Source organism: Kribbella monticola (assembly GCF_003261635.1).
Classification (GTDB): Bacteria; Actinomycetota; Actinomycetes; order Propionibacteriales; family Kribbellaceae; genus Kribbella; species Kribbella monticola.
In genome coordinates this window covers 1-19100 of the sequence record NZ_QFXK01000009.1, presented here as the reverse complement: position 1 = coordinate 19100, position 19100 = coordinate 1, and the positions used below count along the sequence as shown (strand labels likewise).

The 19100-nt window shown below is 68.8% G+C and carries 20 protein-coding genes and 1 pseudogene; 8 read left to right on the top strand and 13 right to left on the bottom strand.

The annotated features are described in order from the left end of the window. Positions 1-94: 94 nt before the first annotated feature. From DIZ26_RS03785 to DIZ26_RS03755, 7 genes are all read right to left on the bottom strand, one after another. Complete coding sequence (locus tag DIZ26_RS03785) at positions 95-1255, bottom strand: ABC transporter permease (RefSeq protein WP_112237752.1); 1161 nt, start codon at positions 1253-1255, stop codon at positions 95-97. Beyond that, positions 1252-2418, bottom strand: a complete 1167-nt coding sequence (locus tag DIZ26_RS03780) for an ABC transporter permease (RefSeq protein ID WP_157979569.1) — start codon at positions 2416-2418, stop codon at positions 1252-1254. The genes DIZ26_RS03785 and DIZ26_RS03780 overlap by 4 nt, the downstream gene beginning before the upstream one ends. A gap of 2 nt (positions 2419-2420) precedes the next feature. Beyond that, positions 2421-3401 (bottom strand): ABC transporter ATP-binding protein, encoded by a 981-nt coding sequence (locus DIZ26_RS03775; RefSeq protein WP_198675882.1) that lies wholly within the window; start codon positions 3399-3401, stop codon positions 2421-2423. A gap of 7 nt (positions 3402-3408) precedes the next feature. After that, positions 3409-4083 (bottom strand): CBS domain-containing protein, encoded by a 675-nt coding sequence (locus tag DIZ26_RS03770; RefSeq protein WP_112237748.1) that lies wholly within the window; start codon positions 4081-4083, stop codon positions 3409-3411. Positions 4084-4085: 2 nt separating this feature from the next. Beyond that, on the bottom strand, positions 4086-4937 hold the full coding sequence (locus DIZ26_RS03765; RefSeq protein WP_112237746.1) for a universal stress protein: 852 nt from the start codon (positions 4935-4937) through the stop codon (positions 4086-4088). A gap of 67 nt (positions 4938-5004) precedes the next feature. Next, complete coding sequence (locus DIZ26_RS03760; RefSeq protein ID WP_232828129.1) at positions 5005-5280, bottom strand: DUF1876 domain-containing protein; 276 nt, start codon at positions 5278-5280, stop codon at positions 5005-5007. A gap of 108 nt (positions 5281-5388) precedes the next feature. Next, positions 5389-5676 carry a CBS domain-containing protein gene (locus DIZ26_RS03755; RefSeq protein WP_157979568.1) on the bottom strand — a complete coding sequence of 96 codons (288 nt, stop codon included), beginning with the start codon at positions 5674-5676 and terminating at the stop codon, positions 5389-5391. Positions 5677-5932: 256 nt separating this feature from the next. On the opposite strand from DIZ26_RS03755, the gene DIZ26_RS03750 reads away from it, so the two are divergent. Genes DIZ26_RS03750 through DIZ26_RS03735 form a run of 4 tightly spaced genes read left to right on the top strand, consistent with a single transcriptional unit; the run spans position 5933 to position 10721 of the window. Next, entirely contained in the window at positions 5933-7453 is a 1521-nt protein-coding gene (locus tag DIZ26_RS03750; RefSeq protein WP_112237742.1) for an aldehyde dehydrogenase family protein, read from the top strand. 20 nt (positions 7454-7473) lie between these two features. Next, a complete protein-coding gene (locus DIZ26_RS03745) occupies positions 7474-9006 on the top strand; it encodes a DUF779 domain-containing protein (RefSeq protein WP_112237740.1) in 1533 nt (510 codons plus the stop codon). Beyond that, on the top strand, positions 8984-9307 hold the full coding sequence (locus DIZ26_RS03740; RefSeq protein WP_112237738.1) for an NAD(P) transhydrogenase subunit alpha: 324 nt from the start codon (positions 8984-8986) through the stop codon (positions 9305-9307). Before DIZ26_RS03745 ends, DIZ26_RS03740 begins: the two co-directional genes overlap by 23 nt. Continuing rightward, positions 9300-10721: an NAD(P)(+) transhydrogenase (Re/Si-specific) subunit beta gene (locus DIZ26_RS03735; RefSeq protein WP_112237736.1), complete on the top strand. Its 1422-nt coding sequence runs from the start codon at positions 9300-9302 to the stop codon at positions 10719-10721. Before DIZ26_RS03740 ends, DIZ26_RS03735 begins: the two co-directional genes overlap by 8 nt. A gap of 171 nt (positions 10722-10892) precedes the next feature. On the opposite strand, the gene DIZ26_RS03730 is transcribed toward DIZ26_RS03735, so the two are convergent. Genes DIZ26_RS03730 through DIZ26_RS03715 form a run of 4 tightly spaced genes read right to left on the bottom strand, consistent with a single transcriptional unit; the run spans position 10893 to position 15373 of the window. Beyond that, positions 10893-12530: an NAD(P)-binding protein gene (locus tag DIZ26_RS03730; RefSeq protein ID WP_112237734.1), complete on the bottom strand. Its 1638-nt coding sequence runs from the start codon at positions 12528-12530 to the stop codon at positions 10893-10895. Continuing rightward, positions 12531-13544, bottom strand: a complete 1014-nt coding sequence (locus DIZ26_RS03725; RefSeq protein WP_112237732.1) for a thiamine pyrophosphate-dependent enzyme — start codon at positions 13542-13544, stop codon at positions 12531-12533. Between the two features lie 10 nt (positions 13545-13554). After that, positions 13555-14799, bottom strand: coding sequence for a transketolase C-terminal domain-containing protein (locus tag DIZ26_RS03720; RefSeq protein ID WP_112237731.1), 1245 nt, complete (start codon positions 14797-14799; stop codon positions 13555-13557). Further along, positions 14783-15373, bottom strand: a complete 591-nt coding sequence (locus DIZ26_RS03715) for a 2-oxoacid:acceptor oxidoreductase family protein (RefSeq protein WP_112237729.1) — start codon at positions 15371-15373, stop codon at positions 14783-14785. Before DIZ26_RS03715 ends, DIZ26_RS03720 begins: the two co-directional genes overlap by 17 nt. A 119-nt stretch (positions 15374-15492) precedes the next feature. On the opposite strand from DIZ26_RS03715, the gene DIZ26_RS03710 reads away from it, so the two are divergent. Next, positions 15493-16164 carry a helix-turn-helix domain-containing protein gene (locus tag DIZ26_RS03710; RefSeq protein ID WP_112237727.1) on the top strand — a complete coding sequence of 224 codons (672 nt, stop codon included), beginning with the start codon at positions 15493-15495 and terminating at the stop codon, positions 16162-16164. Between the two features lie 10 nt (positions 16165-16174). Here DIZ26_RS03710 and DIZ26_RS03705 read toward each other — a convergent pair whose 3' ends face one another. Further along, the gene (locus tag DIZ26_RS03705; protein ID WP_112237725.1) at positions 16175-16834 is read right to left on the bottom strand and encodes a response regulator; all 660 of its coding nucleotides are present in this window, start codon (positions 16832-16834) and stop codon (positions 16175-16177) included. A gap of 74 nt (positions 16835-16908) precedes the next feature. Here DIZ26_RS03705 and DIZ26_RS03700 point away from each other — a divergent pair, with 74 nt between their 5' ends. Continuing rightward, on the top strand, positions 16909-17367 hold the full coding sequence (locus DIZ26_RS03700; protein WP_112237723.1) for a pyridoxamine 5'-phosphate oxidase family protein: 459 nt from the start codon (positions 16909-16911) through the stop codon (positions 17365-17367). Further along, positions 17364-17777 (top strand): DUF1003 domain-containing protein, encoded by a 414-nt coding sequence (locus DIZ26_RS03695; RefSeq protein ID WP_198675881.1) that lies wholly within the window; start codon positions 17364-17366, stop codon positions 17775-17777. The genes DIZ26_RS03700 and DIZ26_RS03695 overlap by 4 nt, the downstream gene beginning before the upstream one ends. A gap of 183 nt (positions 17778-17960) precedes the next feature. Here the strand turns inward: DIZ26_RS03695 and DIZ26_RS03690 are convergent, their stop codons facing one another. After that, the gene (locus DIZ26_RS03690) at positions 17961-18254 is read right to left on the bottom strand and encodes an adenine nucleotide alpha hydrolase family protein (RefSeq protein ID WP_112237719.1); all 294 of its coding nucleotides are present in this window, start codon (positions 18252-18254) and stop codon (positions 17961-17963) included. 457 nt (positions 18255-18711) lie between these two features. On the opposite strand from DIZ26_RS03690, the pseudogene DIZ26_RS03685 reads away from it, so the two are divergent. Continuing rightward, a pseudogene (locus DIZ26_RS03685) lies at positions 18712-19100 on the top strand (diguanylate cyclase); the annotation flags it as partial.

The window sequence follows — 19100 nt, the reverse complement described above, 5'->3', positions numbered from 1 at the left end:
CAACCTGTCGGTTCCATCAAAGCCCAATCAGCCCCGCCTGGAACAGGGCCGGAGGCCCCTAGTTCCCAACCGTGTTCATGGTGTATGGGACCCGTTAGCTGCTGAGGCGGCGCCGGAGCAGAACGGCCGCCAGTCCGAGCATTCCGGCGGCGAAGCCGGCCAGCACCGCGAGGTCCGTCGCGATGTCCGCGAGGCCGCCCGCGCGGGACAGCAAGGTGATCCAGGCGTCCACCGCCCAGGCATGCGGGGTCGCGTGGCCGACCGTGCGGACGGTTTCCGGCACGATCTCCAGCGGCCACATACAGCCGCCGAGCATGGCGAACGCGATCCCGACCACCGGGCCGATCGCCGACGCCTGGTCCGGGGTCTTGAAGACTGCTCCGCTGAGCATGCCCGCACCGGTCCCGACCAGCGCCCAGGTCACGACCAGCGCGATCGCCGCCGGCAAATTGCCCCAGCTGACACCGAACAGCAACGAGCCGGTGCCGATGATCAGCGCCGACTGGAGGAGCGCGAACGTCAAGTAGGACAGGGTTTCGCCGAAGACGAGGTCCCGCGCCCGGACCGGTGCCGCCAGCGCACGACTGTAGATCCCGAGCTGCCGCGTCTGCACCACCGTCGCACCACCGGCCAGCGCATTGATGAAGACGAACAACACCAACATGGTCGGCGCGCTGTACCCGAACCCGAGCGGCAGGTAGTCGCTACCACTCGCGACGTTCTCCGTGCTCACCGAGATGCGTGGGGTCACCCGCTGCAAAGCAGTGGCCCTAGGCAACTGTTCGGCAACGGAGCTGTTCGTACGCCGAGCGGCGAACGCCGCCGCCTGGACCCGTTCGGCATGCCGGGCGACGGCAGCGGAAACGGCGGACCGTACTGCGCTCTGCGTCGATTCCGCACCACCTGCCAGCACCGGGATCACCACGTCGTCGCCGCGCAGCAAAGTCGCTTCCAGGTCGACCGGAACGAGCACCACCGCGTCCAGTTCGCCACGCCGCAACGCCGTACGAGCAGCCTGCTCGTCGGTCTGGAACTCGACCGGACCGGCCGCGCCGAGATCGTCGACCAGCGAAGTGGCCAGGGCCGGACCCGCGGCCTGGCCGGCCAGTACGCCGATCCGGAAGCCGCCCGGGTTGTGCACGACGGTGCCGATGATCGCGATCACCAGCACCGGCAACAAGACGACGAAGAACAACGCGGTCCGGTCGCGCAGCATCCGGCGAAGTGAGGCGGCAGCCACGGCGAGAGCGGTCATGAGGCGGCCCTCCAACGACCGATCACACCGGCGAGCAGGCCGACCAGCGCGGCCATCCCGAGGATCACGAGCGCCGGCGCGAGCGCGGCGGTCGCGGCCGCACCGGTGGCAAGATCGGTGAAGCCACGCAGCGCCCAGCCGTTGGGGGTCAGCAGAGCCAGCTTGCGCAACAGGTCGGGGGCCTGACTGATCAGGACGAAGTTCCCGCCGAGCAACAGCAGAGCAAAGGTGATCATCATCGCGATCCCGTCCGCCTGTCGCTCCGTGCGCGAGACGGCGATGACCAGAGCGGTCAAGGCCACGAGCGCCGCCGACATCGCCAGGATCAGCGCCGCGGCCGGGAGCGGTGGGCCCCACTGCGCGTCGAAGGCCAGCGACGACACGACGGCCAGACTGGTCAGGCTCGCAACGCTGTAGACGAAGGCCGCCAGCGACTTGCCGAGCAGGACGCCGCCCCGGCCGATCGGTGCGGCGGAGATCCGTTCCAGGGTTCCGCCACGCTGCTCGGCGAAGAAGCTGTGAGCGGTGAACCCGATCGCGAACAGGACGAACATGATGCCCATCGCCGGTGCGTAGTAGCTGGCTGTCGTCAGTTGCCGGTAGCCCGTCGCCCGGGCCTCGACCGACTCAGGGAGCCTCAGTCCGGCCACTGCCTTGGCCAACTCGGCCGTACGACCAGCAGGTACGCCGGCCGCCAGCGCCGTGTGCACCGAGAGCCGGTCCGCGTTGAGTTGCGCGACATAGGCATCCGCCACAGCCTTCGCCACCTGCGCTTCGAGTGGATTGTCAGGGCTGCCCAGCACGGTCAGGCCGACGGGTTCGTCGCCTACCGCCGCCGCGCTGAATCCAGCGGGGATCACCAGTCCGGCACCGACATCGCCGTCGTCCACCAACTTACCGGCCTGCTGCTCGCTGCCGACCGATTCGATGCTCAGAACGTCGGACAGTTCCCGGCTGGTCAAGGCGGTCCGCAGAGCGACCGCGATCTGCCCGTGGTCGTTGTCCACGAAGGCGATATCGGCGTGGAACGCTTCCACGGACGAGAAGGCGAAGCTCATCAAGGCCGCCACCAGGACGGGGGCGATGAACCCGAGGACGATGGCCGAGCGGTCCCGGAGGCGATGGCGCAGATCCTTCGCGGCGATGACCAGGGCAGTGTTCACGATCACTCCCGCAAGGCGGTGCCGGTGAGGTGCAGGAACACTGCTTCCAGGTCGGGCTCGGCAACCTCGACGGAGCGCACCGTCGTACCGATCCGCTCCGCTGCCTCCAGTACGGCGGGCAGCAACCGGCGTCCCTCGGTGGCCAGCAACTGGATCTGGCCGTCCTTGACGTCCGCCCGGTCGATTCCTTCGAGCCCACGGCAGCGATCGGCCAGCGCGGCGAGATCACCGGTCGCGGTCAGCTGGATGTGGTCGTGTTCACCGAGCTGCGCGACCAGCTCCCGACGGGTGCCCTCGGCAACCAATCGACCGTGGTCGATGATGCCGACCCGGTCGCACAGACGCTCGGCCTCCTCCATGTAGTGCGTCGTGTACAGCACCGCCATCCCGGCCGCACCGAAGGACCGCACGCTCTCCATCACCGCGTGCCGGCTCTGCGGGTCCACTCCCACGGTCGGCTCGTCGAGGACCAGCAGGGTGGGTTCGTGCAGCAGCCCGGCGCCGATGTTGAGCCGGCGCTTCATCCCGCCCGAGAACGACTCGACCCGATCACGACCGCGTTCCGACAGCCCGATCAGGTCGAGGACCTTGCCGACGCGGTGGTTCAGTGCCTTGCCGTGCAGCCCGTAGAGCCGGCCGAAGAACCGCAGGTTCTCCCGCGCGGTCAGATCGGGGTACAGCGCGATCTCCTGCGGGACATAGCCGATGGACTTCTTCGCCGGTGTCGCCGTCGTACTGATCGGCTGTCCCGCGATCAGGATCTGCCCGGCGTCCGCCCGGAGCAACCCACAGATCAGCCGGATGGTGGTCGTCTTGCCTGCGCCGTTCGGCCCGAGCAGTCCATAGGTCTCCCCCGCCGCGACCGCGAAGCTGACGTCGTCGACAGCCACTCGGTCTCCGAACCGCTTGGCCAGGCGCGAGGCGATCAGCACCTGGGCGGAGGTCTGCTCGAGGTGCGCGGGTACGGTCTCGACGCTGTGCACGATGCCTTCAATCTCGGGTCGTGACGGTGTCGTCGAACGCCCAGGTCAGGTTGTTGCGGACATCGACCACGCCGTCCACCTCGCGGGTCAGCTTCTCGGCGATCGGCACCAGGCTGCGGTTGTCGAGCTCACCGGCGAGCGTCACGACACCGTCGGTCACCGACACCTCCACACCGAACGGGTCGTCCCACAAGGCGTGCTGGATCACGTCCAGCCGAACCCGTCGCAGGATCTCATCGTCCGTGGCGACATAGGCGCTCAGCAGATCCGACCGCGTCACGATGCCTTCGAGGAAGTAGCCGTCGGCATCGGTCACGACCAGCCGGGTGATGTCGCGGGCCGCCATCAGGCGGGCTGCCTCGTCGATGGTGGAATCCCGCACCACGGTGACCGCCGGGCGGGTCATCAGCTCCCCCGCCGTCACGGCGGCTGCCTTCGCCCGGCGCCGACGCTGCCACCAGCGAACCAGCCACGGCCGCTCCGCTGCCCGCTGAAACTCCTCTTTGCGCAACAGGTCCGTCTCCGACACCACGCCCACCACGGTGCCTGAACTCCCGATCACGGGTACGGCGCTGATGTGGCGCTCGGCCAGGGTTTCTGCCACCACCTTGAATCCCGCGTCCTCGGGCACCGTGACGACATCGGTCGTCATGACGTCCGCGACGGTCAGCCGGTGTCTCATCGCTATCGCCTCGGGGGCCGGACGACCGCGATGGGGCAGTTCGCGTGGTGGAGCAGGTTCTGGCTGACGGAGCCGAGCAGCAGGCCTCTGACTCCACCGCGGCCTCGGGAGCCGACGACGACCATGGAACAGCCGCTGCTGCGTTCGACAAGTACGACGGACGGCCGGCCGGCGACGACCTCGGCGCGCACCCGCACGCCGGGGAACTTGTCCCGGTACGGCGCCAGGCTGTCGGCGAGCCAGTCCTTCAGCAACTCCTCGGCCTCGTCGATCGACACCTCGTTGCGGCCCATGGGCTGCCAGCAGTAGACGACTTGCAGGTCACTGCCGGTCCGCTGCGCCTCTTCGAATCCGAACCGGACGGCAGCATCGGAGTCTTCGGAGCCGTCCGTGCCGATCAGGATCGGCCCGTCGGCCGGCGTACCGCGGACCACGACGACCGGGCAGGGCGCCTTCGCCGTCACGGCGGTCGCGACCGAACCCAGCACCGCCGCACCGAGCTTGGTGCCGCCCTTCGACCCGAGCACGATCAGCTCCGCTTGCGGTGCCTCGGTCAGGATCGCGTTCGCGGCCGGCTGGTTGGCCAGCCAGCCGGAGCCGTTCTCGTAGCCGAGCCGGTCCCGGACGATGTCGACAGCGGCGTCGAGTTCGGTCTGGTAGCGGTCCGCCTGCGACGGGGGGATGAAGCCCTCGGCTCCGATCGCCGGCCACTGGGCCACCTGGTCCAGGTAGGCACGGACGATCCGTACGCCGGTGCCGCGCGCGGCGGCGGCCTGGATCGCCCAGCGCAGCGCGAGCTGGCTCTCCGGAGTCTCGTCGACCCCGACGAGGACGAACTCGGGTGCACTCTTCATGATCAATCCTTCAGTCGGTCGGGGAAGGCAGAAAATTCCTGGTCGTTGCCGAGGACCGGCCGGTGCCTCAGTGCGCCGGCGAGCCGAAGCGTTTGGCGACGTCCTCGAGGTCGCGGGCGACCGCGTGCACAAGCTGGTGGGACAGGTCGGACAGCGCGCGGGCCACGGCCAGCTCGTCGCCGATCTCGGCGGCCTGGTCGTCCACGGGATTGCGGTGCGCATCGCCCTGGCCGACCAGCTGGGTCCGGTCGTTGGTGTGCAGCCGGGCCTCCGCGTGGGTCAGCCCGCTCTCCTCGTGCTCGTCGATGTAGATCTCGACACTCCAGCGGCGCATCGTCGTCATCGGTCCGGCCCTTCGTTGTGTCGGATCTTCTGCAGTCCCAGCGTGCGCCGGGGCCGTGCAAGCTGGTCAGAGCCCTAGGTCCCGCGTCACAGGGCCTTTGGGCGTCGGTCAGCCGAGGTAGTGGCCTGCCGGAAGCTGCCTTCCCCGCTTCCGTTCGACCGTCAGGACGGCGAGATCCGCCGTCGTCAGGAACCCGACCAACTGTCCGTTCTCGTCCACCACCGGCACGAGCTCCAGATCCAGCGCGGTCATCTTCCGGGCCACCTCGGGCAGCGGGGTGTCCGGCCGGACAGCGATCGGCTCTGTGTGCATCACGTCCCCAGCCATCTCTCGGTCGGTCATCGTGTCCTCCGTCTCGAGGCCGCCGGCGAACCGATGCCGGTCTGAGTCCACCATCCGGCCTCTCCGGCCGGCGACGACAGGGACGTCGTACTCCGATCGGCGGGACTTTCGTCCACCCGGGCGCGACCGGCCCAGTCGCGGACTCGTCCTCTTGTTCCGACGATGCGCCCACATCCCTGCGTTGTCTGGAGACCACGGACCGTGCTGACCGGGCTGAAGGTCCCGGTCAACTGGTGACCTCAGGCCCTGCGGGGCGCCGCGAACGACGCCAAGTCTGGAGCTGTCCAGCTCGAGAGCATCAGGAGGATCTATGATCTACGCAGCACCGGGCACGCCAGGAAGTCTCGTCGAGGTTGCCGAACGCTATGACAACTTCATCGGTGGCAAATGGGTTGCACCGCACAACGGTGAGTACATGACCGACCTGAGCCCTGTGACCGGCCGGCCGATCTGTCAGGTGGCGCGTTCGTCGGCCGAGGACGTCGACGAGGCGCTCGACGCGGCCCACCGCGCCGCGCTCGAGTGGAACCGGTCGAGTCAGACCGAGCGGGCCGCCGTACTGAACCGGATCGCCGACGCGATCGAGGCCAACCGCGAGATGCTGGCCGTCGCCGAGAGCTGGGAGAACGGCAAACCGGTCCGCGAGACCCTGAACGCCGACATCCCGTTGGCCGTCGACCACTTCCGGTACTTCGCCGCCGCGGCGCGCAGCCAGGAGGGCCGGCTGACGGTGATCGACGAGCTCACCACGGCGTACCACTTCCGCGAGCCGTTGGGTGTGGTCGGCCAGATCATCCCGTTCAACTTCCCGCTGCTGATGGCCGCCTGGAAGCTCGCGCCGGCCCTTGCCGCCGGCAACTGTTCGGTGATCAAGCCTGCCTCGCCGACGCCGTGGTCGATCCTGAAGCTGGCCGAGATCATCCAGGACGTCGTGCCGCCAGGTGTCGTCAACGTCATCACCGGACCGGGGGGCGAGGTCGGCAAAGCACTGGCGACCAGCCCGAAGGTCGCCAAGATCGGCTTCACCGGCGAAACGACCACCGGCCGGCTGATCATGCAGTACGCCTCGCAGAACCTGATCCCGGTCACCCTCGAACTCGGTGGCAAGTCGCCGAACGTCTTCTTCGACGACGTGATGGCCGAGGACGACTCCTATCTCGATCGCGCGATCGAGGGCCTGGTGCTCTACGCGTTCAACAAGGGCGAGGTCTGCACCTGTCCGTCCCGCGCGCTGGTCCAGGAGTCGATCTACGACCGGTTCATGGAGCGCTGTCTGGCCCGCATCGCCGCGATCAAGCAGGGCGACCCGCTGGACGAGTCGACCATGATCGGCCCGCAGGTCTCCCAGCAGCAGCTCGACAAGATCGCTTCGTACGTCGAGATCGGCCGGGCCGAAGGCGCCGAGGTCCTGATCGGCGGCAGCGCGACCGAGCTGACCGGTGACCTCGCCGGGGGCTACTTCTACCAGCCGACCGTGCTGAAGGGGCACAACAAGATGCGCGTCTTCCAGGAGGAGATCTTCGGCCCCGTCCTGGCCGTCACCACCTTCACCGACGAGGCCGACGCGCTCGCGATCGCCAACGACACGCTGTACGGGCTGGGAGCCGGCGTCTGGACCCGGGACGCCAACCGGGCCAGCCGGATGAGCCGGGGCATCAAGGCCGGCCGCATCTGGGTCAACTGCTACCACCAGTACCCGGCCGGCGCGTCCTTCGGCGGCTACAAGATCTCCGGCATCGGCCGCGAGAACCACCAGCTGATGCTCGATCTGTACAGCCAGACCAAGAGCGTCCTGATCAGCACCGACGAGAACCCCGTCGGACTGTTCTGACCACCGGAACCGGCCAAGCCATGGACAAGTCCCGGCTGCCCCGGGTCACGGCAACCGCCGCCGCTGAACGAGCAATCGCCGATCTCGTCGCCCGACGAGGACCGCTGATGTTCGTCCAGGCCGGCGGCTGCTGTGACGGCAGCGCACCGATGTGCTTCGAACTCGGCGAGTTCCTGACCGGCGACCAGGACCACCTGGTCGGAGAGGTCGGCGGCTGCCCGGTGTACGTCGATCAGCGCCAGCTCGAGGCGTGGCCGCACACCGACCTCGTCCTCGACGTCGAACCCGGCTACGCCGACGGCCTGTCCCTGGCGGCAGGTCCCGACCTCCACTTCGTCACCCGGTACCACGGCGCCGACCGGCGCGGACCCAGAAGGACGGACATCGTGAACAGCACCGCCCCCTCCGCCACCACCACGGTCTGGTCCGTGGTGGTGGGGATTCCCACCGAGCACCCTGGCGAACAACGTGTCTCGCTGCTGCCGGAATCAGTCCGCAAGCTGGTGGGCCGAGGGGCCGGCGTACTGGTCGAGAGCGGTGCCGGCGCCGGTGCGTACGCCACCGACTCCGACTACGCCGCCGCCGGCGCCCAGGTGGTGGCAAGGACGGAAGTGCTTGCCGGCAGCAACGTCGTGACCTGCGTTCACCCGCTCGAGGCTGCCGCGCTCCACGACGGCCAACTGCTCGTCGGTCTGGCCGGCAGGCGCACCGACACCGAAGCAATGAGCCGGTACGCCGACCGCGGCGTCACCGTCGTGAGCCTGGACGAGCTGCCGCGCAAGCTCAGCAGGGCCCAGGCGATGGACGCGCTCACCTCGCAGGCCAACCTGGCCGGTTACAAGGCCGTGCTGGTAGCCGCCACGGCCTACCCGTCGGCTTTCCCGCTGCTGATGACGGCCGCCGGAACGTTGCGCCCGGCGATGGTGCTGGTGCTCGGTGCCGGCGTCGCGGGTCTGCAGGCGATCGCGACTGCCGCTCGGCTCGGCGCCGTCGTACACGGTTACGACGTACGGCCGGAGGCCCGCGGTGAAATCGAGTCGCTGGGGGCGAAGTTCCTCGACCTCGGCATCACCTCGAGCGGGAGCGGCGGCTACGCCGGGGAGCTCGGCACGGACGAGGCGAGTCGCCAGCAGGCCCGACTGGCCGAGGCGATCGGGAAGTTCGACGTCGTGATCACCACCGCCCAGGTGCCGGGCCGGACCCCACCGCTCCTCGTCACCGAGCACGCCCTGGCGCGACTGCGCCCCGGCTCGGTGGTCGTCGACCTGGCTTCCAGTGGCCTCGGCGGCAACGTCGCAGGTTCGGTACCGGGCCGGACCGACACCACGCCGTACGGCGTCACTGTCGTCGGCGCCGGCGAACTCGCGGGCACGATCCCCGCAGCGGCCTCGCTCGTCTACTCACGCAATCTCGTCAGCGTCCTCGAGCACCTGCTCGCCGACGGCCGGCCGACGATCGACCTCGACGATCCGATCCAGTCGGCCGTCGTCCTGACCCACGACCACCACCTCGTCACCCCGGAGGACCACGATGAGTTACAGCCTGTTCGCTGACCTGGCCGTGTTCGTGCTGGCGGTCCTGGTCGGGATCGAGGTGATCAGCAAGGTGCCGGTCACCCTGCACACGCCCTTGATGTCGGCCGGTAACGCCATCCACGGCATCGTCGTCGTCGGCACGGTGTCGATCGCTGCCGAGGCCGCGGCCACCGGGAGCTATCTGCTGACGTTCGTCGCCGCTGCCTTCGCGGCCGCGAACGTCGCCGGCGGCTATGTCGTCACCGACCGGATGCTCGCCATGTTCCGGCCCCGCAAGCCCGTCGAACCCCGCCCGGCCGAAGGAGACACTCATGACTGACTTCGAGACGGGTCGGCATCTGGCCTACCTCGCCGCCGCGGCGCTGTTCATCATCGGCCTGCACCTGATGAACTCCCCGCGCACCGCCAGACGGGGCAACCTCGTCTCCGGCACGGGAATGCTGCTCGCACTGGGGACCAGCGTCCTCGCATTGATCCATGACGGCACCGCCCGCAGCTGGGGCCTGATCGCCCTCGCCCTCGGCGCTGTCGTGGGCGGCGCCGCCGGATTCATCGCCGCCCGCCGGTTCAAGATGACCGACATGCCGCAACTGGTGAGCCTGTTCAACGCAGTCGGCGGCGGCGCGGCGGCGTTGGTCGCGATCGTCGACGCCGGACAGCGGCCCGCCGGTCTCGACTCGATCAGCGCCGGCACCGGCTTCGTCCTCGTCGCCGACATCGCCATCGGTGCGGTCACCTTCGCCGGCTCACTGGTTGCCGCAGGCAAGCTCCAGGGCATCGTGCCGGGGCGCCCGGTGGTGTTCCGCGGCGCCCGCGGCGTCAACCTCCTGCTCGCCGTCGCCGTGCTGGCCGCGGCACTCCTCACGATCACCCGCACCGGCCCCGGCTGGGCGCTGGCCACCGCCGGTGCGGCCGCGATCGTTCTCGGCGTCACCTTCGTGCTGCCCATCGGCGGAGCCGACATGCCCGTCGTGGTGTCGCTCCTCAACGCCTGTACCGGCATGGCGGTGGCGATGGCCGGGTTCCTGCTCAGCAACACGGTCCTGATCACGGCGGGCGCACTGGTCGGCGCGTCCGGCACGATCCTGACCGTCCTGATGGCCAAGGCCATGAACCGTTCCCTCGCCAACATCGTCGCCGGCGGATTCGGCACCGGCGACAACGCCGTTACCACCGGTGTCCCGGGCACGGACGACCGAGCGGTGCAGTCGGTGACGGCCGACGACGTGGCGATGCAACTCGCCTACGCCACCTCCGTCGTCGTCGTGCCGGGCTACGGCCTCGCCGCGGCTCGCGCCCAGAGCGAACTCGTCGACCTCGCCAACACCTTGATCTCCCGCGGCATCTCCGTCTCCTACGCGATCCACCCGGTGGCCGGCCGGATGCCCGGTCACATGAACGTCCTGCTCGCCGAGGCCCACGTGCCGTACGACCAGATGCTCGACCTGGAGACCGCCAACCGCGCGTTCGGTCACACCGACGTGGCGCTGGTCGTCGGCGCCAACGACGTCGTCAATCCGGCCGCCCGCACACCGGGCTCGGCCGTCTACGGCATGCCCATCCTGGACGCCGACAAGGCCGGCACGGTCATCGTGATCAAGCGCTCGATGGGCCACGGCTACGCCGACATCGACAACCCACTGTTCTCCGACCCGAAGACGCGGATGCTGTTCAACGACGCCAAAGCCGCCCTCAACGACATCGCCGAGGCCACCAAGACCCTGATCAGCTGACCTTGAACGCGGACAGGGTCTCGCAGGCTATCTGCCATTCCTCGTTGGTGGGGATGACGAGGACTGAGACGGGGCTGTCGTCGGTGGAGACGCGGTGGCGTCGACGGTGCCGAGCACCGATACGACGTAAGCGCTGCTTCCGAGACCCCGAACCCTTGTAGTCAAAGCCGGTCAGAGCCGTTCGGGGCACATCTCGATGACCCCGCTCGGGCATTCGGCCGCGCACAGTCCGCAGCCCTTGCAGAAGTCGAGGTCGATCTCGTACTTGCCACCGCCGAGCTTGATGATCGCGTTGTCCGGGCAGACGCTGAAGCAGTTGTCGCACTCCAGGCAGTTGCCGCAGGACATGCAGCGCCGGGCCTCGAACAACGCGGTAGACGCATCCAGGCCGCCGACGACCTCGTCGAAGGTGCTGACCCGCCGGGCGAGGTCCAGCCGCGGTCGTACGGTGGCCGGAGCGTCCGAGTAGTACCAGGTGTTCAACCGCTCGTAAGTGGCCAGGTCGTGGCGAGGCGGCCGCTGGTCCGTCGTACCGCGCAGCCAGGCGTCGATGTTCCGGGCGGCCTTCTTCCCGTGGCCGATGGCGACCGTGGCCGTGCGCTCGGACGGGACCATGTCGCCGCCCGCGAAGAGACCCGGATGGCCGGTCATCAGATGCGCGCCGACCTGTACGACGTGGTCGGTGATCGTCACGTCGTCCAGACCCTCGACAAGTGCGAGGTCGGACAGCTGCCCGAGCGCGAGCACGACCGAGTCGGCCTCCAGGTCCTCGAACTCGCCGGTCGGCACCGGGAACCCGGTCTCGTCCAGCTTCATCTTCTCGATCGTGATCCGGCCCGCGTCGGCGTACGTGATGGTGGACAGCCAGCGCATCCGCACACCTTCTTCGAGCGCCTCGGTGACCTCGATGTCGTGCGCGGGCATCCGGTCCCTGGTCCGGCGGTAGACGACGACGGCGTCGGTGGCGCCGAGACGGCGCGCGGTCCGGGCGACGTCCATCGCCGTGTTGCCGCCGCCGTAGACCGCGACCCGGCGGCCGAGCAACGGCTGGTCGCCCTGCTCCACCTGAGCCAGCACGGACACGGCGTCGAGGATGCGGGCGGAGTCGCCGGCGGGGATGTCCGCGCGCCGGCCGACGTGCGCTCCGACCGCCAGGAACACCGCGTCGAAAGCGTCCAGTTCGGCCCGCAGGTCCGCCACGGTCGTGTTCAGCTCGAACCGTACGCCGAGGTCGGCGATCCGCTGGATCTCGGCGTCGACGACGTCGCGTGGCAGACGGTAGGCCGGGATGCCGTAGCGCATCATCCCGCCGGCTTCGGGGCAGCTGTCGCGAACGGTGACCTCGTGGCCGAGCAGCCTCAGGTGATACGCCGCAGAGAGCCCGGAAGGCCCGGCCCCCACAACGAGAACGTGCTTGCCGCTGGCCGGCGCATCCACGGACACGGCCCAGCCCTGCTTGATCGCCTCGTCGCCGAGGAACCGCTCGACCGAGTTGATGCCGACCGGCTCGTCCAGGATGGCCCGGTTGCAGGCCGTCTCGCACGGGCGGTAGCAGATCCGGCCCATCACCGCCGGGAACGGGTTGTCGGCCATGATCTGGCGCCAGGCCGCCTCGTACCCGGACTCCTCCGCGTGGTGCAGCCACTGCTGGATGTTCTCCCCCGCCGGGCACGCGTCGTTGCACGGCGGCAACCGATCGACGTACGCCGGTACCTCGGTCCGCCACGAGCCGGTCTTGTTCGCCAGGCTGGAGCCGGGGTCGAGGGTGATCGCGAACGGCAGCGTGCCGTGTTTGCTTGCCTCAGGCATCTAACTCACCACTCCGTGAACGGGTACTTCGGGGTCGGTCAGTCCGAAGACACGGACGTTGCGGTCCGCCTCGGCCTGGATCTTGGCGATGACGTCCTCGCGGGGCGTCGCGCCGAACAGGTGCGCGAAGCGTCCCTGCGGTTGCAGATAGTCCGCGACCGGAAGTCGCCTGCGGATCTTCGAGACCGCGACCACCTCGCCGTCCTCGGCCTCGAAGACAGGGAAGATTCCGGTCTCGGTGGCCAGCCGGGCGATCTTGACGGTCTCGTTCGACGCCGTCCTCCAGCCCAGTGGGCAAGGGACCAGGACATGCAGGTACCGCGCGCCGTGGAACTTCATCGCCCGGGTCGCCTTGTACTCCAGGTCACGAAGATCCGCCACCGTCGCCGTCGCGACGTACGGGATGCGGTGTGCCATCGCGATCGCGGGCAGGTTCTTGCCCTTCCCGAAGTCGTTGCCCGGCTGGGGCCCGACCGCCGGAGTGGTCGTCGTCGCGGCACCGTGCGGCGTCGCCCCGGATCGCTGGACACCGGTGTTCATGTAGCCGCCGTTGTCGTAGCAGATGTACAGCACGTCGTCGTTGCGTTCGAACATGCCCGACAGACAGGCCAGGCCGATGTCGACCGTCCCGCCGTCGCCGCCCTGGCCGACCACCCGTACGTCGGTCCGTCCCTTGGCCTTGAGCGCGGCGGCGACCCCCGTGGCGACCGCGGGCGCGTTGCCGAAGAGCGAGTGCAGCCAGGGCACCTGCCAGGCGGTCTCGGGGTACGGCGTGGAGAACACTTCCAAGCAGCCGGTCGCGTTGACCGCGACCATTTGGTTGCCGGTGGCACGCATCACCGCGTCGAGGGCGTAGCGGGCGCCCAGTGCCTCCCCACAGCCCTGGCAGGCACGATGCCCCGAGTTGAGGGAGTTGGTCCGGTGGGTGTCCGACTGGACGGTCTGCAGTTCGCCGTCCAGCAGCCGGTTCCCGGCAGCGTAGCTTCCGATCTGGTAGAACCGCACGCGTTCCATGACTGTCCTCTCAACCGACTCGGGTGCCAAGGTCGCGCAGCAGGTTCTCCGCCGCCGGCCCGGAACGTCGCGTTGTCCTGGTCCGCTGCAGTTCGCGCTCGACCAGGTCGCGATCGAGGTCGAGGAACGTCAGCGGTTCGAGCTTGTCGGCTGCCGCCTCGTGGAAGAGGCGGCGCAGCGAAGCCTTGGTGATCGCGCGACCGCCGAGACCGGCGATCACGGTGTAGCCGTGCAAGGAGATGCCCGACAGCGCCATCCGGACATTGGCGGCGACGATGCCGCCGATTCCGACCGCGAGGGCACGCTCCAGTACGACGACCCGCTGCGCACCGCCGAGCGCCGTACGGACTGCGTCCAGCGGGAACGGGCGGAACGAGGTCAGGCCGAGTACGCCGATGCTCATCCCTTCGTCGCGCAGCTCGTCGACGGTGTCCTTGATCGTGCCGAGCACCGACCCGAGCGCGACGACGACCGTCTCGGCGTCCTCACAGCGGTACGGCCGGACCAGCCCACCCGAGTCGCGCCCGAAGGCTGCTCTGAAGTCCGCGGCGACCGCCGGGATCAGGTCGAGCGCCTGCATCTGCTTGTCGTGCGCCAGGTAGCGGACCTCGGTGAAGGCGTCCGGGCCGACCATGGCGCCGATCGAGATCGGATCCTCCGGATCGAGGACCTGCCGCGGCTCGTACGGCGGCAGGAACGCGTCGACCTGCCCCTGCTCCGGCACGTCGACCCGCTCCACCGCGTGGGTCAGCACGAACCCGTCCATGCAGACCATCACCGGCAGCGACAGCTCCTCGGCGATCCGGAAAGCCTGGATGTGCAGATCGAGCGCTTCCTGATTCGTCTCGGCGTACAACTGGATCCAGCCCGAGTCGCGCTGGGACATCGAGTCGCTGTGGTCGTTCCAGATGTTGATCGGAGCGCCGATCGCCCGGTTCGCCACCGTCATCACGATCGGCAGGCCGAGACCGGAAGCGTTGTAGAGCGGCTCGGCCATGTAGAGCAGCCCCTGGCTCGCCGTCGCCGTATAGGCCCGGGCGCCGGCGGCGGAGGCCCCGATGGCCACCGACATCGCCGCGAACTCGGACTCGACGTTGACGAACTCGCACGGGGCCAGCTCGCCGGACTTCACCAGAGTGCTGAGCGCCTCGACGATGTGCGTCTGGGGCGAGATCGGGTAGGCACAGATCACCTCCGGGCGGCTCAGTGCCACCGCCTCCGCCACGCCGCGGGAACCCTCAATCTGCTTGAGCACGAGCCCACTCCTTGATCTGTGCGCGGACGTAGTCATAGGCCTCGTCAGCCGCGGCGATGTTGCCAGCAGCAACCACTGGCGAGAAACGTTCGCGGATGGCCTGGTTCACCGACTCGATCTCGACCTGCCGGGTGAGCGCCGCGAAGGCGCCGAGCAGTACTGCGCCCGGCAGCGGCCGGCCCAGGTGCTTCAGGGCCAGTTCGGTCGCCGGGACGGTCATCACCCGGTTCCGGCCGAACCGCTCGACGTACTGCGCCAGGCCGAGTTCGGACAAGGTGCGTGAAGTGTTGACCAGCAGATAGCCCTCAGGATCGAGTCCTTCGAACACGTCCACCTGGTGCAGCAAGGTGGCGTCCTGGATCAGGACCGCGTCGGGACGCGCGACCGGCTCGTGGCTGCGGATCGGATGGTCGTCGATCCGGCAGAAGCCGACCACCGGAGCGCCGGTGCGTTCCGACCCGAAGGTCGGGAACGCCTGGGCCTGCCTGCCCTCGGCGAAAGCCGCGACGGACAGCAGTTCAGCGGTGGTCACCACGCCCTGACCACCGCGACCGTGCACTCGAATCTGGAACATGCTCTGATCGTCATCGCCCTGGCTGCCGATCGGGAGGGACCTAGGTCCCTGGGTCAGAAGGCCGATGGCAGATGTTTCGCAGAGCGGTCGCGGGTTCTCATGGTCCAGAGGTGATGGCAATGGACACGGTGAACCGAGTCGGGAACAACCACGGAAGATCCGGTGGGGATCTGGCCCGGCGGGTTCGTGCGCGGCGGCTGGCGCTCGGGCTGAGCCGTGACGAGGTCGCCGAGCGGGCGCGGCTGGACCCGTCGTACGTCGACCGGATCGAGAACGCACCGGTCGCACTGACCGGCGGCGCCCTGATGCGGTTGGCCGGTGCCCTCGACACGACGATCTCGGAGTTGCTCGGCGCCCAGCCGCAGCGGCCCGCCGGCGCCGGCCCAGCGGCGCTGCATCCAGTGTTCGAGACGATGGACGACGACGAGTGCCGCCGGCTGATCGAGCCCGGTGGCGTCGGCCGGGTCGCGTTCCAGCTGGCCGGCCGGCTGAACGTCGTACCGGTGAACTTCGGGCTGCACGACGGTGCCGTGGTCTTCCGGACCAGCGCGACCACCGCACTGGGACGCTACGGGTCCGGCGCCGTCAGCTTCGAGATCGACCGCCTGGACGAGGGGATGCACCAAGGGTGGAGCGTCCTCGTCAGCGGCACCGCGCGGCAAGCCGGCCCCGGGGAGGCCGAGCGGCTCCGTACCGCGATGGACGTCGAGCCCTGGGCCGGTGGCGACCGCGAGGTCTACATCGTGATCGAACCGGAGCAGGTCAGTGGACGACGCGTTCGTGCCTGGTGAGGTGGCGAGATCACTTCGGCGGTTGCTGGCGGTTGGCCCGCTCGACCGCGTAAACGGCCGCCTCGGTCCGGCGCTCCATCTCGAGCTTGCGCAGCAACCCCGAGACGTAATTCTTCACGGTCTTCTCGGCCAGGAACATCTCCTGCGCGATCTGCCGGTTGGTCTTGCCCTCAGCGATCAGGTCGAGGATCTTGCGCTCCTGCTCGGTCAGCGACTTGTACCGCGGATCGTCGTCCTCCACGGCCGGATGCCGCAACCGCTCCAGCACCGCCGTCGTCATCGCGGGGTCCAGCAACGACTCCCCCGCCGCCAGCCGGCGGATCGCACCAACCAGATCCGTACCGCTGACCTGCTTCAGCAAATAGCCCGCCGCACCCGCCATGATCGCGGTGAACAACGCCTCGTCGTCGGAATACGACGTCAACATCAAGCAGGCAGGCGGATCGTCCATCGCCGACCGCAACTCCCGGCACACCGTGATCCCGTCACCGTCGGGCAGCCGCACATCCAGGACCGCGACGTCAGGGCGCAGCGCCGGAACGCGTGCGATCGCATGCGCGGCCGTGCCCGCCTCACCGATCACCTCGATGTCGCCCTCGGCCTCCAGCAGTTGCCGCAACCCAAGCCGGACCACCTCGTGGTCATCGAGCAAGAACACCTTGATCGCCATGTCGCGCCACTCCCGCAGTCGCAGTCAGTCCTGACCACCACACTAGACCGCCACCACCCTCGAAAGGGGTCACGATGAGTGCCCCGCCCCGCCGCTTCGACCACACCGGCCTCCAAATCATCGACGACGACGAATGCCTCAAACTCCTCTCCTCGGTCCCGGTCGGCCGGCTCGTCTACACCCGCGGCGGGCTGCCCGCCGTACGGCTGGTCAACTTCCACACCAACCACCGAACAGTCCTCTTCGCGACCGCCGACGGTGACAAATACCGCGCCGCCCAACGCGGGGACGTCGTCGCCTTCGAGGCCGACACCGTGGACCCCGACCGACATCGGGGCTGGACCGTGACCGCCACCGGCCGGCTATCCGTCGTCGACCCCGCCGAAGCGGCACTCGTCGAACACACCACACCGATCCGCCCCTGGGCCGCCAACCACGACCAGCACCTCATCCGGCTGACCATCGAAGTCCTCGAAGGCCGCCGGCTCCTCGCCTGGGCGCAACGCCCACACCCGTCGGAGGGGGAACGATGATGAGCACACTCACCCGGCTCCGGCCCGGAGCACATCACCCGGTCGTGGTCGCGCACCAGCGCGAACGCGCGGCCGACGTGCAGCTGCGGATCGCCGACGCCATTACCGCGTTCGCCGGCTCGATGATGTTCGTCTACCTGCACGCCGGGCTGTTCGCGCTGTGGATGCTGGTGTTCGAGGCGGACCCCTGGCCCAAGCTCACGCTGATCGTCTCGCTGGAGGCGATCTTCTTGTCGACTTTCGTGATGATCGGGCAGAACCGGCAGGCCGAGTTCCAGAAGGCCAAGGCCGATCACGACTTCGTCGAGCAGGAGCAGGAACTGAAGACGAACACCGAGCTCACCCGCGAGATCCGGCGGTTGACCGAGGAGATCCATCGGATCGTGGTCGTCGACCCACCGTCGCGCTGAGCCGTTCATCACCCGGCCGGTTCAGGTGGCGGTCCGGGTGCGGAAGGGTTGGCGATGCCCAGGGCAAGTAATTCCTGGTCGGCGTCGACCCGTTCGTGCCGCTCGCCGGCGAAGGCGCGCCCGGTTGAGTGCCGTGGTCGACTCGGGGCCGACGGACAGCAGGCGCGACGTACCGAGGACCGATCAGTAGGTCGGGACTACGACCTCGCCACCCGGGTCGACAGCGCGTAGGCGTTGAGCGCGTTCCTTTGCGGTCACGTGATGCGGCACGATCGCGACGGGGCAAGCCATCGCGGCGATGGCCCGGCGGGCGATCGGATCTCCGACCGGAAGCAGACCGGCGCGAGCTCCCAGGACGACCAAACCGGCTTCTGCACCCTCGTGGACCAACGCCTCGACCACCGGCTTGGCCGTCAGGAAGCGCGTCACCTTGACCTCGGGGTACTCGTCGGCCCAGCCGGCCAGCGTCTCCGACACGGTCAGGTCGCCACGGCGTACCCAAGAGCTCTCGACGTCGCCGTCGAGTCAGGTAGATGTTGCCCTGCGCGGCCACCAGACGCTGCGGACCGCGAGTCCGGGTCCGCCCGACGATCAACAGCCGGGCATGCCGGGCAGCCTGAGGCAGCACCTTCAGCCGGGCGCCCTGTTCCGAGACCGCCGTGATCTGCAGGGTGTAACCGTAGTGATGGCGGATGTGCGCGACAGCCGCGCGGAGTGCAGCGTCGGCAAGCTCACCCGGCGGCTTCGGCTGGTAGCCCCATTTCATCCTCCTCATCGGTTACCCCCAGCGTCTCGCTCGCGGGCACCTCGCCGGCAGTGCCGCCGGGCACCGATCAGCGGGACCGAAGACGCCCGCCCACAGGACCTTCGGCCCGCTCGTCGGCAGCGGCCGCGCCGGTTCCCTTTCGGTCTGTGGTTCCGTACCGTTGCGCGCATGGGTGGGACGAACAACCAACCGCGCAATACCTGGGACGAGGGCGCGCTGGAGTTTGCCGGCTTGTCGAGGGTCCGACTGGATGCGTTGTTGCAGGAGTTGCTGGGCCGGGTGGACGAGATCCTGGACTCCCAGGAGCGGCTCCGGGCCCTGCTCGACGCTGTTGTCGGGATCGGCGCCGACCTCGATCTGAACAGCACCCTCGACCGGATCGTGACCGCTGCCTGTGAGCTGGTCGGCGCCCGGTACGGCGCACTCGGCGTGGTCGGCCCAGACGGTAAGCGGCTCGTGCGGTTCATCACGCACGGCGTGACCGCCGAGGAGATCGCGGCGATCGGCCCGTACCCCGAAGGCCACGGCATCCTCGGCCTATTGATCGACCACCCGAC

Coding starts and splice junctions, on each gene's coding strand:
- DIZ26_RS03785 (WP_112237752.1), bottom strand. CDS start 1,255: ATGACCGCTCTCGCCGTGGCTGCCGCCTCACTTCGCCGGATGCTGCGC.
- DIZ26_RS03770 (WP_112237748.1), bottom strand. CDS start 4,083: ATGAGACACCGGCTGACCGTCGCGGACGTCATGACGACCGATGTCGTC.
- DIZ26_RS03765 (WP_112237746.1), bottom strand. CDS start 4,937: ATGAAGAGTGCACCCGAGTTCGTCCTCGTCGGGGTCGACGAGACTCCG.
- DIZ26_RS03760 (WP_232828129.1), bottom strand. CDS start 5,280: ATGACGACGATGCGCCGCTGGAGTGTCGAGATCTACATCGACGAGCAC.
- DIZ26_RS03755 (WP_157979568.1), bottom strand. CDS start 5,676: ATGGTGGACTCAGACCGGCATCGGTTCGCCGGCGGCCTCGAGACGGAG.
- DIZ26_RS03750 (WP_112237742.1), top strand. CDS start 5,933: ATGATCTACGCAGCACCGGGCACGCCAGGAAGTCTCGTCGAGGTTGCC.
- DIZ26_RS03745 (WP_112237740.1), top strand. CDS start 7,474: ATGGACAAGTCCCGGCTGCCCCGGGTCACGGCAACCGCCGCCGCTGAA.
- DIZ26_RS03740 (WP_112237738.1), top strand. CDS start 8,984: ATGAGTTACAGCCTGTTCGCTGACCTGGCCGTGTTCGTGCTGGCGGTC.
- DIZ26_RS03735 (WP_112237736.1), top strand. CDS start 9,300: ATGACTGACTTCGAGACGGGTCGGCATCTGGCCTACCTCGCCGCCGCG.
- DIZ26_RS03730 (WP_112237734.1), bottom strand. CDS start 12,530: ATGCCTGAGGCAAGCAAACACGGCACGCTGCCGTTCGCGATCACCCTC.
- DIZ26_RS03725 (WP_112237732.1), bottom strand. CDS start 13,544: ATGGAACGCGTGCGGTTCTACCAGATCGGAAGCTACGCTGCCGGGAAC.
- DIZ26_RS03715 (WP_112237729.1), bottom strand. CDS start 15,373: ATGTTCCAGATTCGAGTGCACGGTCGCGGTGGTCAGGGCGTGGTGACC.
- DIZ26_RS03710 (WP_112237727.1), top strand. CDS start 15,493: ATGGACACGGTGAACCGAGTCGGGAACAACCACGGAAGATCCGGTGGG.
- DIZ26_RS03705 (WP_112237725.1), bottom strand. CDS start 16,834: ATGGCGATCAAGGTGTTCTTGCTCGATGACCACGAGGTGGTCCGGCTT.
- DIZ26_RS03700 (WP_112237723.1), top strand. CDS start 16,909: ATGAGTGCCCCGCCCCGCCGCTTCGACCACACCGGCCTCCAAATCATC.
- DIZ26_RS03695 (WP_198675881.1), top strand. CDS start 17,364: ATGATGAGCACACTCACCCGGCTCCGGCCCGGAGCACATCACCCGGTC.